This window comes from Zunongwangia profunda SM-A87, assembly GCF_000023465.1.
Taxonomy (GTDB): Bacteria; Bacteroidota; Bacteroidia; order Flavobacteriales; family Flavobacteriaceae; genus Zunongwangia; species Zunongwangia profunda.
In genome coordinates, this window is the sequence record NC_014041.1 from 2,485,823 (window position 1) to 2,500,578 (window position 14,756).

A 14,756-nucleotide genomic window follows, 5' to 3' on the forward strand; every position below is an offset into this window, starting at 1 on the left:
ATTTAGTTTAGTATATCTTGTTTTAGCGTAGCTTCAGTATTTTCTTCAGATGCTTTATACTCACCAAAGAGCTCTACAAGCTTTTTTTTGCGATATTCAAAGATTTCATTTAATTTAGGTTTTACCATGAACGGGTGTACCAGATTACCCAATTTTCCCATGGGTAGCTTATAATCTACAATATCTTCCATTTCTACTCCGCCTTCAATCTCTTTAATAAAATGCTTATGGTGCCATAAGGCGTAAGGACCAAAGCGTTGTTCATCTACGAAATATTCTCCATCTTTAACATGAGTAATTTCAGTTACCCATTTTGTTTTTATACCGGCAATTGGTGTTACGATATACTGAATAATCTGACCTTCGAACATGGGACGATCTCCACCAGACGTGATATCAAAACCCATATAATCTGGAGTAATGATTTTTAGGTTTTTAGGATCAGATAAAAAATCCCATGCCTGTTTTTTAGAAATAGGAAGTTTTTGGAAGGTATGAATCTGGTACATTTCTTAGCAATTTAATATTTTAATAAAATTACAATTAGAAATGTTTAATGAAAAATAATATTAGTTAAACAAAGTTTAAATCGTTATATTTTAGAGTAAATATTAATATTAAGGCAATCATTAAATATTATTTTTTGAATTTAATTAAAAAGGAATATTTATATATTTAACAAAACAAATCGTATGCAATCATGAAAAAACTACTACAACTATTTATTCTTTTTTTAGGGGCGTCAGTATCTGCACAAATACAGGCTCCACAACCAAGCCCTTCTGCTAAAGTAGAGCAGATGGTAGGTTTAACGACAGTAACATTAGATTATTCCAGACCTGCTATGCGAGGCAGAACGATTTTTGGAGACCTTGTGCCTTACGGAGAAATTTGGAGAACCGGGGCCAATGAGAATACAGTGATTAGTTTTTCTGATGATGTAGAAATACAGGGACAAACTTTAAAAGCGGGCAAATACGCGATCTATACGATCCCAAATAAAGATAGTTGGGAGGTGATTTTTTATAAATCTACCAATAACTGGGGAAATCCTCAAAATTGGAATGACAGTATGGTTGCTTTAAAAGCAAAAGCAGAGGTGGTTAAATTGCATATGGAAATGCAAAGCTTCACTATTCTTATCGATGAACTTACAAATGATGGCGCTACTCTAAATTTCTTATGGGAAAATACGGTAGCTTTTTTATCTTTTTCAGTTCCAACAGATAAGAAAACAATGGCAAGTATCGATAGCGTAATGAATGGTCCCGGAGCTGGTGACTATTATGCGGCAGCGGCCTATTACCATGATGCCGGAAAAGATTTAAATAAAGCATGGGATTGGATCAATAAGGCAACTGAAGCTAATCCAAATGCTTACTGGATGCTAAGAAAAAAATCCTTGATCGCTGCTGATTTAGGTAAAAAAGACGAGGCAATTGAAGCTGCTAAAAAGTCTTTGGCTGCTGCTAAAAAAGCGGGTAACCAGGATTATGTGAAAATGAATGAAGATTCTTTAAAAGAATGGGGAGCAAAATAATTGGTCTTTAAAAAGATTTCTAATATTAAAAAAGCTGTTCAATAGAACAGCTTTTTCTTTTTTATAACGTTAATCTTATCAATACTCCAAACCAATTTTTTCCCGAACCTTATCCAGCATTTCTATAAGTTCTAAACTTTTGTCAAAACTCATTTCAGTACTTTCTTTTTTACCTTCTAATAGCATTTGGCCTACATGTTCGGCTTCAAAATTATATCCATTAGCTTTTACTCCAAATTCTTTAGTGAAGCTATCATTTTCAGTAGTGATCACCACCGAGCTTGGTTGATGAAATCGTGGTTTTATATAAATTTCGGCCTTTTCTAATTTTATGGTGGCAGCAACATCAGTATGTTTATCTACAAAACTGTAAAGCTCTGCTTTTACGTTTTCAGGATAAAAAAATGTAGCGTGACACCTGGCATCTACCTCGGTTTTGGTCATTTTAGCGGTTGCTTCTATTTTTTCTGGTTTACCCAGAAAGCTCAAGGCCGCAAAAATTGGATAGATACCAATATCCAGTAAACTCCCGCCACCTAATGCTTTATTGTAGATCCTGCTGTTGGCATTAAAAGGAGCATCAAAACCAAAATCGGCTTCCATCGCTAAAACTTTTCCGTATTTGCCAGATTTTATAACTTCCTTAGTATATTTAAAATGCGGCAGAAAATGCGTCCACATGGCTTCCATTAAAAATGTATCCTGTTTTTGTGCAAAATCGATCATTTCCTTTACCTGATTTTTATTCATGGCAAAAGGCTTTTCACACAAAACAGGCTTTTTATGTTTTAGGCAAAGTAAGGTATGCTCATAGTGAAATACGTGAGGAGTAGCAATGTAAACAGCATCTACCTTAGGATCATTTAACATTTCAGTATAACTGCCATAGGCTTTATCGGCTCCCATTTCTGCAGAAAAATCTTTAGCTTTTTCTAAAGACCGGCTTGCAGCCGCATACAAATTGGCATTGGGAACATAGGATAAACCTAACGCAAATTTTTTAGCAATTTTGCCTGGTCCTAAGATTCCCCAGTTTATTATTTTACTCATTATGATGCATTTTTAGGTTGGGTTGTTGTTTGGAGAAATAAAGCAATACTCATCACTAAAAGGCAGCCAAGAACGTTTAACCATAAGTACGGTAAAATATCTAAAAAATAAACCAAGATTACAATTAATTGGGTGATTATGGCTGCAATAAAAACGGCATTACTTTTAACGAATCTGATAAAAAATGCCAGTAAAAATATGCCTAGTACATTACCATAAAATATCGAACCTATAATATTTACAAGCTGAATAAGGTTATCAAAAAGATCGGCTACACTGGCAAAAATGATGGCTAAAACACCCCACATAAAGGTAAACCATTTTGAAGCATTTAAATAATGTTCTTCACTTTTCTCTTCTTTCAGATTTCTTCGATAAATATCAATCGTGGTCGTGGATGCCAGCGCATTTAGTTCTGAAGCGGTAGAAGACATCGCGGCACACAAAATAACTGCGAGTAAAAGGCCAATAGCTCCCCGTGGTAAATTATTTAGGATAAAATGAATAAATACGTAGTCTTTATCATTACTCTCTGCGTTGGTTTTTGCCGCATCTATAAACATCTTTGCTTTTTCCCGATTTTCGAATTCCTGAGTGTTTAAAGCGGAAAGCTGGGCCTTAAATTGCTGATTTTCGGTTTCAGAAATCTGATCGATTTTCTGGGCGTAATCTAAAGTAAGTTTTTGTTTTTGTTTCTGAAGCTCGCGATGGGTCACCATTAAATCCTCGTACTGCCCGGCATAATCTGAGTTTAAAACCGCTTCGGTTGCTGCTGGATTAAAATTAAGTGGTGTGCTGTTAAACTGATAGAATACAAAAACCATGACGCCCACTAATAATATAAAAAATTGTAAAGGTACTTTTAGAAATCCGTTAAATACCATACCTAACTGACTTTCCCTTACGCTTCTACCAGAGAGATAACGCTGTACCTGGCTTTGGTCGGTTCCAAAGTATGAAAGCGATAGGAAGGTTCCTCCTATAATACCACTCCAAAACGTATATCGGTTATTAAAGTCGAAAGAAAAATCCAACACATCCATTTTTCCTTCGCTTCCGGCAATTTCCAGTGCTTTGGTAAATGTGATATTTTCCGGGAGGTAATATAAAATGATAAAAAATGTTGCGATCATTCCGGTTAGAATTACCGCCATTTGCTGTTTATGAGTTACACTCACCGCTTTAGTACCACCAGAAACGGTATAAATAATTACCAATATCCCGATTAGTAATGTAAGCGTGGTAAGATCCCAGCCCAAAACAGCAGAAAGGATGATAGCAGGTGCAAATATAGTTAGTCCGGCGGCCAACCCACGCTGGATCAAAAACAATAAAGCGGTTAGCACTCTTGTTTTCTGGTCGAATCTGGTTTCTAAATATTCGTAAGCGGTATAAACTTTTAATCGGTGATAAATAGGAATAAAAACGATACAGATAATGACAATAGCGATAGGCAGTCCAAAATAAAACTGCACAAAGCCCATCCCATCGTTAAATGCCTGTCCCGGGGTAGATAAAAAAGTGATCGCACTGGCCTGAGTAGCCATCACTGATAGACCAATCGTCCACCATTGGGCATCGTTACCACCCTTTATAAAGTCCTGAACGTTCTTACTACCACGAGATTTGTAAACGCCATACCAAACAATCGAACTTATGGTAACTATTAAAATTATCCAGTCAATTAATTGCATGTTACGCGAAGGATTTCATTATAATATAAAAGGCAATAATATAGATGGCGTTGGCGACCAGTACAGCGGTGTATCGCATTTTCCATTGATATTTTTCAGGCTTTTCTTCCATTATTTTCCTAGAGAAAGCAAGTTAGCAAAAAGGCGGTACGATCCCGCAACTCCGGCAGGAAATTGTCTAAAGAAGCTTAACCCGGTATAAACATAATAACCTTTACCGTATTTGGCAATTAAGAGGCTGCCTTGCATGGCTTCTTCATTTTTATCATGCATGGATAATACCGTATCGTAATTTTCATCCCAGGTGTTTGGGAAATATAGTCCGCGTTCCTGTACCCAACCATCAAAATCTTTTTTGGTGATTTTGTTAGGTGTATTTAAAACGGGGGAATCGGGATCTATAAAATTAATTTCAGCATCTTCTTCAGTTACACGATCGTATGATAATTTAAACGGAAAAGGGCCAATTTGGTCTACCGTAATGCCACGATCTTTATTGTATTGAGACACCAGTGTGCCACCGTTTTCAACATACTTCATTAATTCCTTATTCTTGTAACGAAGTTCTTCCAAAACATTATATGCTCTAACTCCGGTAACCACCGCATCGTATTTAGCTAAAGCATCTGCGTTTATTGTGGCAGGAGATAGCACGCTTACATGATAACCAATTTGGCGTAAACTTTCAGGCACTACATCACCGGCACCGGCGATATATGCGATATTTTCTCCTCTTTTCTGAATATCGATTTTAGCCAGTTTTAGTTTTGCAGGAACAACAAGCGTTTGTTTTGGGATGTGCGGGTAATTTATGGTAATCACCTCGTCCTTATAGGTTTCTTCTGAAGTTTCAAATTCAGGCTGAATCCAAATTTCATTTTGTGATGAGGGGGGAATAACTTTAAACGTATAGGTGATACTGCTTCCTTTCTGCGGCAGGTTAACCGCTTCAGATTTTGGTGAGATCTGCCATTCCGAGGGGGCATCTAATTTTAATATTCCTCGCGTATTGTCTTTTTCTGCCGTAACCTTTATCCTGATATTTTTACTTTCCTGGTTAGGGAAAAGAATAACATCATCTGCAAAACCGATTGATACTGGTGGGATAATCTCAAAATTCTCGTAATTTTCGCCGCTTACATTGTCGTTGTATTTATAAACAATTTCTTTTTTAAAGGAAATGGAAGTGCCGTTTATATCGATATTAAAAGTTACCGTGCTGGTATGTGGAGTTTCTGGTTTTCCAATAAGCTTGGGATCATCTACACGATACATACCTACCGTTCCTTCTTTATTTAACCAGTAAGGAGAAGTATAAGCCGCGTTTAGAGGAATTTTATAGTCAAAAAATTTTTTCCAGTCTTCGTTATTGGGTAGTAAAGTAGCGGTTTCTTCAACTCTATTTTGTGGATTAAGGACAATAGATTTTAATGTTACGTTGGCTGTACTACGGTTAATAGCTTCAAGATGAAGCCTGATATTATCGCCAGGCGAAGCAAATTCTGAATTTGATACTGCTTCAAGATAAAGTCCCGCACACGCCTGTATAATTCCTTTTATTTCTTCAGTTTTTATGGTTTTCCAGTGTTCGTCTTTTAAATTCTGAATTAAGGAGTAGGCCTTTAAAAGCTTAGGTAAACTGGCTGAAGGATTGGTGAAATCAAAATTTTTCTGAACATCACCCAAAATTTCACCAATTTGAGCGCCACCTTCAACACGTGTCCAACTGGTATTTATTCCCGAGAAAACATCTTCCCTGGAAGTTGGTTGTGAACCTTTAATAAGCTCTAAATATTCCATTTCGCTACCACGGGAACCTGTACTTCCAAAACCTTGCGACTGATGCTGGCTGCGGCTTAGCGAAGCGATTTCTGGATTAGAAAGTCCTTTTAAAGGAAAATAGACCCCCGTATCAAAAGTTAGGTATTTCTCATCTTTTGTGGCTTCTCTAAACGCTTCCTGACTGCCAAAAAACCAGGAGGAGGTATTAAAAAATAAGCGTTCTGGCTGCCATGTTGTGGTATATTCCAACTGTTGTGGGAATATAGACTGGTCTTTGGTGATCTCAAAAGCTTCTACACTTAAAATAGCCGAAGCGGTATGGTGACCGTGGGTTGTTCCTGGCGTACGGTGATCAAAACGGTTAATGATTACGTCGGGTTTAAAATTTCTAATTACCCAAACTACATCACTTAAAACCTCGTTTTTATTCCAGGTTTTTAAAGTTTCTTCTGGATTTTTAGAATAACCAAAATCATTAGCACGACTAAAAAATTGCCGTCCACCATCAATTTTGCGTGCTGCTAACAACTCCTGAGTTCTAATTAAACCCAATTGTTCCCGGATTTGGGGACCAATCAGATTTTGCCCTCCATCGCCACGGGTTAAAGAAAGGTAAGCCGTTCTAGCATGTTTTTCATTTGAGAAATACGAAATTAATCGGGTATTTTCATCATCCGGATGAGCTGCAAGATATAAAACTGAACCTAAAAAATTCAGTTTTTCAATTTTTTCATAAATCGCTGATGCACTTAGCTTTTGGGGAGACTGAGCATCTAATTCAAAAGATAGTATTAAAAATAAAAAGGGTAGGAATTTACGCATTTTTATGCTTGGTTTTAAACAAAATCAAATATAAAGTTTTTACTCGATAATCGAGATTAAATGCTAAAAGGCTTGCCCCGATATAAAAAATAATTTTCTAGCAGAGGCCTCATGGACGTACCTCAGGTAGTTTACTGCCTTAATGTTAGTATTTATATTTAATTAATGCAAAAAATCTTGTTTAAAAATTAAAGCGCATTTTTTCCTTCATCTAAGAAAACATCTTTCTGTATTAAAGAAACCGCTTTTTGCAGGATAAGGTTATTGGGATAGGTTATAAGCTCGCCTTCGTCTGTTCTTAAGTGAAGATGAAAAGCTTTAATGTCTTCTATTAAAGCTTCGATAGGCATGTCTTTGTCATGGATTTTTATTTTATCACCAATTTTATAGGGAAAATTAAAAAACATAATAATTCCTGAAGTGATATTGCTAAGTATAGACCAAATTGCAAACAAGGCCACACCAATAACCGCGAAAACAGAAGAGAATATTAAAGCAAGATCGCGAAGGTTCATCCCCCAAACCACGGCCATTAAAAAAAGCGCAAGAATGACAATTAAAATATTAATGTATCTGAACATTAATCGGATTCTTGTGATATGAATTTCCCCTTTTTCACCAATACGCTGCGCTGTTTTTTTAAGCACAAAATTGATGACTAAAAGGATCACCATCATCAGTACTGTATAAAAAAGCTCGGTAGAATAGGTCAACTCAGGAATGTTCATATTATAATCCTAATTTTTCGCGCAAAGATACATTATTCCCAGCATTTTTATTCCAGTAGTCTATTTTTAAGCGTTTGTTTTTTAACGCCTTTGTCGTGAGCATTTTTGAATTTTCATTATTGTCAGAAGGCATTATTTCCTCCCATTTTTCGATTTCAAAAGGAAATTCACTCTGGTAATAAATCTTTAGCTTCCGTTTAAGGCTGGGATAATTTAATGTATACAATGAAAGGGAGTCCGCTATGGATTTTTTAGCCGAAACTTTATAGGCTTTAATCTCCTTATGTTGTAATTGTAAAGATTCGAAAGAGGGGATCATTTCTAATTCACCTTCAGGTAATTCACTTGGATTAATACGTATTAAATTCCAGATTTCGTTTTCTAAATGGGTTTTTGGAAGATTAAATTGTTTATCAGCTTCACCTTCAAAATACGAATGTGAGTTTATCTCAAAATTCATACGATTATTTAACTGAAGAAATTGTTGTCCACACCATTCCTGTATCGAAGCTGAAATTTTAGTAGCATGACCTTCTTTATGTAGCGGAAAAAAACAACTCTCCATGATAGAATAAGGATAGATACCGGTCATAAATTTTTTGGTGCTGTTCAGCTTTAATATCGGAAATGTTCTTTCTGAAACTTCATTCGCTTTTACCTGTTCTTCTGGAAGAAAATCTTCTTTTACAAAGATCTTTATCGCCGTACCTTCACGCATTTCGCCATATCTGGCCTGGGTTAATGTATACGAGGTAATTTCAGCAGTACCATCAAACCAATATTCTTTAAATTCTGCGGATAATTTTCTGTCTTTTGGCGGATCGGGTATTTTATCGCAGCTTATGCATAAGAGGCAAAATAGCAATGCGATTTTCGATATTTGGTACATCTTTTTTTCTTTTAATAGTCAACTACTTTTAGTAAACTCAACAAGTATTCTAAAAACAAATCGAGGTAGGCTTTGGTAGGATCTCAATAGCCATAATATGTTAAGCAATTTATGTAATCAGCGCTGTCAACGTATTATATACCAAATGTGTAGGAAGACCTACTACATTAAAATAACTACCTTCGATATGGGTGATACCAATAAAACCGATCCATTCCTGAATAGCGTAACCACCCGCTTTATCGAAAGGTTTATAATGGGTTACATAAAAATCGATTTCTTCTTCGGAAAGTTTTTTAAAAGTCACTTTTGTTGAAGAATGAACAACTTTTTGATCTTTAGCAGTAGTAAAACAAACTGATGTTTCCACACTATGGGTCTTTCCGGAAAGCGAGGCTATCATTTGTTTAGCTTCGGAAGTGTTTTTCGGTTTTCCCATCGCAATCCCGTCATTACTAACAATAGTATCGCTGGTAATCAAGATCTGATCATTGGTAAGATCCTTAAAAGCATCCGCTTTAAGTTTAGCCAAATAATCCGTAATTTCTGTACCTTTTAAATGTTTAGGGTACACTTCGGTAACCGGCCTAACATCTATAACAAAAGGAATATGTAAATCTTTAAAAAATTCCTGTCTTCGAGGCGAACCCGAAGCTAAAATGATCTGTTTGTTTTTTAAAATTTCATTCAGCATAAAAACTCAGGATATTAGATATTCTGGAAATCCTAAAGATAGCAGGCCAAAGAATAGCATACATTTTAAAATAAAGCTAAATTTTGAATAATCCTTTTTAGAATTTGCTTTTAAAATTCCGGCAACTAAGGCAAGTAGGGGAGCAATAATAAAGACAAGGGCGTAAACAACGGCTTTAGTGCTATGATAAAGATCTTCTCCTAAAAAAATGATGCTAAAAACTAGTAAAATAAGACAAAAAATAAAAACAAACACATTTGTCCTTTTTTGTCCAATTAACAAAGGTAGCGTATTACTTTGTGTTTTGTAATCTCCATTAATATCTTCCTGGTCTTTAATGACTTCCCGTACAAAATTCAATAAAATCGCATATAGTGAATAATATACCAAGGTATTAAAAAGCATGCGTTGATTTTCAATATTTTCAGAAGTAAGTTCTGGATAGAGGTCAAAAATCACTGGCAATAACACAACCAATCCAACCAGCATACTTATGACGAGATTTCCTGCAATAGCAATATGTTTTAAATAGGTGGCATAAAGGTAAAGTAGGGCAGAGGTAAGGATAAAAATGGCTGAAAATACCGGAGCATCGATCTTGTTGGCGATATAGAATCCTATTCCTACACCAATAATATTAAGAGCAAAGAACAAGTTATAGGCCGATTTTTCACTTATTTTTTCCCTAATTACGAGTCGATTAGGGGCATTAATCCTATCGGCTTCGTAATCTAAAATGTTATTTATGACATAGCCTGATGCTGCAATACAAACCACAGCGATAATCAACAAAAAAAACTGGATGTTGTTAAGCGCGGTGCTAGCATCGAATTGCCTAAAAAAGCCAAACCGAATTAATAGCAAACACAAAGCTATAAATAGCAGATTGCCATATCTAACTAATTTTAAGTATGGCATATAGTTTTTAGTTTTTTAGGTCTTATTACTTTTCTATCCATTTAGCCTGTACTTTCATTACCTGCTCTATAACATCACGAACACAGCCTTCTCCACCATTTTTGTGAGAAATGTACTTAGAAACTCCTTTAACTTCAGGCACAGCATCTTGCGGGCAGGTAGGTAAACCAATTAATTGCATGGGATACATATCTGGAATATCATCACCCATATAAAGCACATTTTCTGCCTTGATATCATAAATATCAAAAAATTCATCTAATTGTTCTACCTTATCATCTATCCCTAAATAGATGTCTGTAATTCCCAAATCTCTTAACCGGGTACGAACCCCCTCGTTTTTACCACCAGATATTATACAAACGGTATATCCTGCCTTAACAGCCTGTTTTAATGCATAACCATCTTTAACACTCATACTTCTTAATAAATCACCATCTGCGGTGACCTGTACAGATCCGTTGGTTAAAACGCCATCAACATCAAAAATAAAAGTTGAGATGTTGTTTAGATATTCTTTATAACTCTTTTCCATAGCTTTTTAGTATTGCTTCAGATATTGTTTTATATAATTTTTGTTGGTCTTGATCTAAATATGCTAAATGTGCTGCCATCGTTTTTTTATCATTACGGCGGGCAGGCCCTGTTTGTGCTTCTTTAGGAGCAACCTTTTTGATTTTCTCAAAGGTTTCCTCGATTAAAGGTTTTAAAATGTCAAACGGAATTTGGTGCTTCTCACAAATTTCAGAAGCTTTTGAGAGCATAAAATTACTGAAGTTATTTGCAAAGACCGCAGCTACATGGGATATTCTGCGTTGTTCAGATGAAATTTCGTAAACCGAAGCTGAAATTTGTAAAGCCAATTCCCTAATCTTTTTTAAATTTTCTTCAGAATTTGCCTCAATACAAATAGGGATTTGCTCAAAATTGACTTCTTTTTCTTTGGAAAAACTCTGTAAAGGGTAAAAAACACCAATGTTAGAATGTCTGGCTAAAATATCCATGCTTACTGCCCCTGAAGTATGTAAAACAATACTGTTATTCGCTTGTAATTGCGAAGAAACTTCAATAATGGCATCATCTTTTACTGAGATTAGATAGAAATCAGCTTCTTTAATTTCAGAAAGTAGGGTAGTGGTAGCAACTTCATTATTAAAACCTGCTAATTTTTCTTTACGATGGTTAAAAATCTGAATGATCTCAACATCTTTACTGGCTTTAAAAACCCTAAAAAGGTGATAAGCAAGGTTTCCGGCGCCAAGAAGTACCACTTTTATCATTGCGCTAAATTATTAAAAAAATAACTGAGGCAAAATTAACATTTGAAACCAGATATTGCTTGGATTTAAGACTTATTAACTAATACAAAATCCTTAAATTTGCAGCCATTTCAAAGATTATCTTTTCATGCAAAATAAAATTGCTTCTGTCATATTTTCCACGCGTATAATGGCAGTATTATTCGTTGTTTTTGCCATTGCGATGGCGCTAGGAACATTCATCGAAAACTGGTATAGTATAGAAACTGCACGTTTAATGATTTATAATACCTGGTGGTTTGAAGCCATAATGGTATTTTTTCTTATCAATTTCTTCGGAAACATTAAACGTTACAATCTCCATAAACGAGAAAAATGGTCTTCACTATTAATTCACCTTTCTTTCATTTTAATTCTAATTGGAGCTTTTGTGACGCGTTATATTAGTTATGAAGGTATCATGCCTATCCGCGAAGGTGAAACCACAAATAAATTTCTTTCAGAAAAAACATTCTTTACCTTTTTTATTGATGGAGAAATTAACGGTGAGCCGCGACGACGAGTGCTCCAGGAGCCGGTTCTTTTTGGTCCGGGGTATGATAATAAATATGTACTGGATACCGATTATAACGGCCAGCCGGTAAAATTTGAACTGACTAACTTTATTTACGGCGCTGAGGAGAAACTGATTGAAAATCCTAAGGGCGATAATTACCTAAAAATAGTTGAAGCGGGTGGAGGTTCACGACACGACCATTACCTTAAAGAAGGAGAAGTTAGTAACATCCATAATGTATTGTTTTCCTTAAATAAACCTACTGAAGGAGCTATAAACATACAGCTTACCCAGGATGGAGAATATTTGATCGAGTCGCCTTTTGAAGCAGATTATATGCGAATGGCCGATCAAAAGAAAGGAAGTTTGGTGGCCGATTCTATTCAGCCATTAATGCTCAGGTCGCTGTATTCCATGGGAAATATGCAATTTGTAATCCCAGATCCCGTCGTGAAAGGAAGTTACGATGTTGTTGCTACTGCGCAGAAGGAAAAAAGTCAACCAGACGCAGTGGGTCTTAAAATAAGCAGTAACGGGGAAACCGAAAATGTGACCTTAATGGGGGCCAAAGGTATTGCAAGTGAACCTCAAAAAATTACAATAGGAGGACTTGATATTTACCTTAACTATGGTTCTAAAGAAATGGAGCTTCCTTTTTCTTTGAAATTGGATGATTTTGTTGCTGAAAAATACCCGGGAACAAAAAATAGCTATTCTTCATTTAAAAGTAAGATCCAAATTATTGAAGATGGCAAGGAGCCAAGACCTTACGAAATCTATATGAATCATGTGTTAGATTTACATGGCTATCGTTTTTTTCAGTCCAGTTTTATGCCGGATGAAAGCGGAACAATATTATCTGTAAACCACGATTTTTGGGGAACCTGGATTACTTACATCGGTTACTTCTTGTTGTACACCGGTTTAATGTGGATCATGTTTGCTAAAGGCTCCCGTTTTGGAAAAGTAAAAGTGATGCTCGATAAAGTAAAAGCAAAACAAAAATCTTTAACAGTAATATTAGCGATTTTTGCGACTGCTTTTGGCAGTTTTGCCCAGGAAACGGCAGATGATCATGCACATATCCAAACCACCGAGCAGCAGCTGGATTCAGTGATTATGGCTAATGCCGTAAGTAAAGAACATGCGGCCAAGTTTGGACGATTAATTATACAGGATGCTGGCGGAAGAATGAAACCGGCCAATACTTTTTCATCGGAATTATTAAGGAAGCTTAGTAAGAAAGACGATTACAATGGACTTAATTCAGATCAGGTATTTTTATCGATGACTGAAAGTCCTTTTTACTGGTACGATATTCCCTTGATTTATGTTAAAAAACATAATGATAGTATTCGTCACATTGCCGGGGTGCCTGAGAGCAAGGAATATTTGAGTCTGCTTGATTTTATGGATGATGAAGGCAATTATAAACTTTCGCCATTTTTAGAGAAAGCTTATAGAGCCCCCGTGCCTAACCAGTTTCAAAAAGATTTTATTGAAGCAGACAAACGTGTAAATCTTTTATGGCAGGCGTTAGATGGTAATATTCTTAGGGTTTTTCCTATACCGGGAGATGAAAATAATAAATGGGTTTCTCATAAAGAAGCTCAGGATGCCGATTTAAAAGGAATGGATTCTGTGTATACTAAGCAAATTATTCCGTTGTACATGAATGCCTTAAAACTGGCTAGACAAACTGGCGATTACGAGCAGGCGAACAAGTATTTGCAAAGTATAAAGGATTATCAGCACAAGTTTGGTGCAGAAGTAATGCCTACAGACAAAAAAGTAGAAGCCGAAATTCTATATAATAGGTATGATATCTTTAGAAACCTGTTTTGGATGTATATGCTAGCAGGTTTAGTAATGCTAGTTCTTGTTATTGTACAAATTTTAAAAGATCGAAAAGCTATTAGAATGGTTATTAATGTTTGTACAGCAATAATTATCGTTTTATTTGTGCTGCATACCGCAGGATTAGGTTTTAGGTGGTATATATCTGGACATGCACCCTGGAGTGATGCTTATGAGTCGATGATTTATGTAGGTTGGGCGACCATGTTCTTTGGATTGGCATTTGGTAGAAAAAGTAACTTAACCATAGCTTCGACAGCATTTGTAGCCTCTATGATCCTTATGGTGGCACACTGGAACTGGATGGATCCAGCAATAGCGAATCTTCAGCCGGTATTGAATTCTTATTGGTTAATGATTCATGTATCGGTTATTGTAGGAAGTTATGGGCCATTTACTTTGGGAATGATTTTGGGAGTGGTCTCGCTACTTTTAATGATTATGACCACCGAAAAAAACAAAAGACGTATAGAATTAAGTATTCGTGAAATTACTATAGTAACCGAAATGGCGCTTACTGTAGGATTAGTGATGCTTACCATTGGAAACTTTTTAGGTGGCCAGTGGGCCAATGAAAGTTGGGGACGCTACTGGGGATGGGATCCCAAAGAGACCTGGGCTTTGATTAGTATCATGATATATGCATTTGTAATTCATATGCGTTTAGTGCCTGGCTTAAGAGGGAGATGGACATTCAATTTTATGGCTGTGGTTGCTTATGCATCGATTATGATGACCTACTTTGGAGTGAATTTTTATCTCACAGGGCTGCATTCTTATGCTAGTGGTGACAAAGTGATTACACCAACATTCGTATATTATTCGGTAGCGGTTGTAGCTATTTTAGGAGGAGTTTCTTATTGGCGATATAGTATTCATTATAAGAAAAAAGGCAAAAAAGAGATTGCGAAGAAAAAAGAAAAGCGAATTTAATGTATTATGAAATTCATTTAGTTTTTCTTTAGTG

Annotated in this window: 12 protein-coding genes; 2 read left to right on the forward strand and 10 right to left on the reverse strand. The window is 35.9% G+C overall.

The window, feature by feature from the left end; genetic code table 11:
- Nucleotides 1-2 precede the first annotated feature (2 nt).
- Nucleotides 3-509 (reverse strand): SRPBCC family protein, encoded by a 507-nt coding sequence (locus ZPR_RS11005; RefSeq protein WP_013071740.1) that lies wholly within the window; start codon nucleotides 507-509, stop codon nucleotides 3-5.
- Between the two features lie 191 nt (nucleotides 510-700).
- On the opposite strand from ZPR_RS11005, the gene ZPR_RS11010 reads away from it, so the two are divergent.
- On the forward strand, nucleotides 701-1,540 hold the full coding sequence (locus ZPR_RS11010) for a DUF2911 domain-containing protein (protein WP_013071741.1): 840 nt from the start codon (nucleotides 701-703) through the stop codon (nucleotides 1,538-1,540).
- 78 nt (nucleotides 1,541-1,618) lie between these two features.
- On the opposite strand, the gene ZPR_RS11015 is transcribed toward ZPR_RS11010, so the two are convergent.
- From ZPR_RS11015 to ZPR_RS11055, 9 genes are all read right to left on the reverse strand, one after another.
- Nucleotides 1,619-2,590, reverse strand: coding sequence for a Gfo/Idh/MocA family protein (locus tag ZPR_RS11015; protein ID WP_013071742.1), 972 nt, complete (start codon nucleotides 2,588-2,590; stop codon nucleotides 1,619-1,621).
- Nucleotides 2,590-4,284, reverse strand: coding sequence for a sodium:solute symporter family protein (locus ZPR_RS11020; RefSeq protein ID WP_013071743.1), 1,695 nt, complete (start codon nucleotides 4,282-4,284; stop codon nucleotides 2,590-2,592). Before ZPR_RS11020 ends, ZPR_RS11015 begins: the two co-directional genes overlap by 1 nt.
- 111 nt (nucleotides 4,285-4,395) lie before the next feature.
- Nucleotides 4,396-6,888: a PIG-L family deacetylase gene (locus tag ZPR_RS11025; RefSeq protein ID WP_013071745.1), complete on the reverse strand. Its 2,493-nt coding sequence runs from the start codon at nucleotides 6,886-6,888 to the stop codon at nucleotides 4,396-4,398.
- Between the two features lie 188 nt (nucleotides 6,889-7,076).
- Nucleotides 7,077-7,616, reverse strand: a complete 540-nt coding sequence (locus ZPR_RS11030; protein ID WP_013071746.1) for a mechanosensitive ion channel domain-containing protein — start codon at nucleotides 7,614-7,616, stop codon at nucleotides 7,077-7,079.
- Between the two features lies 1 nt (nucleotide 7,617).
- Entirely contained in the window at nucleotides 7,618-8,505 is an 888-nt protein-coding gene (locus ZPR_RS11035; protein ID WP_013071747.1) for a hypothetical protein, read from the reverse strand.
- A 109-nt stretch (nucleotides 8,506-8,614) separates the two neighbouring features.
- Nucleotides 8,615-9,199 carry a Maf-like protein gene (locus ZPR_RS11040; RefSeq protein ID WP_013071748.1) on the reverse strand — a complete coding sequence of 195 codons (585 nt, stop codon included), beginning with the start codon at nucleotides 9,197-9,199 and terminating at the stop codon, nucleotides 8,615-8,617.
- 6 nt (nucleotides 9,200-9,205) lie between these two features.
- On the reverse strand, nucleotides 9,206-10,117 hold the full coding sequence (locus ZPR_RS11045) for a geranylgeranylglycerol-phosphate geranylgeranyltransferase (protein ID WP_013071749.1): 912 nt from the start codon (nucleotides 10,115-10,117) through the stop codon (nucleotides 9,206-9,208).
- Nucleotides 10,118-10,142: 25 nt separating this feature from the next.
- Nucleotides 10,143-10,652, reverse strand: a complete 510-nt coding sequence (locus tag ZPR_RS11050; RefSeq protein ID WP_013071750.1) for a KdsC family phosphatase — start codon at nucleotides 10,650-10,652, stop codon at nucleotides 10,143-10,145.
- Entirely contained in the window at nucleotides 10,636-11,397 is a 762-nt protein-coding gene (locus tag ZPR_RS11055; protein ID WP_013071751.1) for a Rossmann-like and DUF2520 domain-containing protein, read from the reverse strand. The genes ZPR_RS11050 and ZPR_RS11055 overlap by 17 nt, the downstream gene beginning before the upstream one ends.
- A 127-nt stretch (nucleotides 11,398-11,524) precedes the next feature.
- Between ZPR_RS11055 and ccsA the strand changes: the two genes are divergently transcribed.
- Nucleotides 11,525-14,722 carry a cytochrome c biogenesis protein CcsA gene (gene ccsA, locus ZPR_RS11060; RefSeq protein WP_041578860.1) on the forward strand — a complete coding sequence of 1,066 codons (3,198 nt, stop codon included), beginning with the start codon at nucleotides 11,525-11,527 and terminating at the stop codon, nucleotides 14,720-14,722.
- Nucleotides 14,723-14,756 lie beyond the last annotated feature (34 nt).

Bases quoted from the DNA above. Each gene is read 5' to 3' on its own strand.
- ZPR_RS11005 (WP_013071740.1), bottom strand. From the start codon at position 509: ATGTACCAGATTCATACCTTCCAAAAACTTCCTATTTCTAAAAAACAG.
- ZPR_RS11010 (WP_013071741.1), top strand. From the start codon at position 701: ATGAAAAAACTACTACAACTATTTATTCTTTTTTTAGGGGCGTCAGTA.
- ZPR_RS11015 (WP_013071742.1), bottom strand. From the start codon at position 2,590: ATGAGTAAAATAATAAACTGGGGAATCTTAGGACCAGGCAAAATTGCT.
- ZPR_RS11020 (WP_013071743.1), bottom strand. From the start codon at position 4,284: ATGCAATTAATTGACTGGATAATTTTAATAGTTACCATAAGTTCGATT.
- ZPR_RS11025 (WP_013071745.1), bottom strand. From the start codon at position 6,888: ATGCGTAAATTCCTACCCTTTTTATTTTTAATACTATCTTTTGAATTA.
- ZPR_RS11030 (WP_013071746.1), bottom strand. From the start codon at position 7,616: ATGAACATTCCTGAGTTGACCTATTCTACCGAGCTTTTTTATACAGTA.
- ZPR_RS11035 (WP_013071747.1), bottom strand. From the start codon at position 8,505: ATGTACCAAATATCGAAAATCGCATTGCTATTTTGCCTCTTATGCATA.
- ZPR_RS11040 (WP_013071748.1), bottom strand. From the start codon at position 9,199: ATGCTGAATGAAATTTTAAAAAACAAACAGATCATTTTAGCTTCGGGT.
- ZPR_RS11045 (WP_013071749.1), bottom strand. From the start codon at position 10,117: ATGCCATACTTAAAATTAGTTAGATATGGCAATCTGCTATTTATAGCT.
- ZPR_RS11050 (WP_013071750.1), bottom strand. From the start codon at position 10,652: ATGGAAAAGAGTTATAAAGAATATCTAAACAACATCTCAACTTTTATT.
- ZPR_RS11055 (WP_013071751.1), bottom strand. From the start codon at position 11,397: ATGATAAAAGTGGTACTTCTTGGCGCCGGAAACCTTGCTTATCACCTT.
- ccsA (WP_041578860.1), top strand. From the start codon at position 11,525: ATGCAAAATAAAATTGCTTCTGTCATATTTTCCACGCGTATAATGGCA.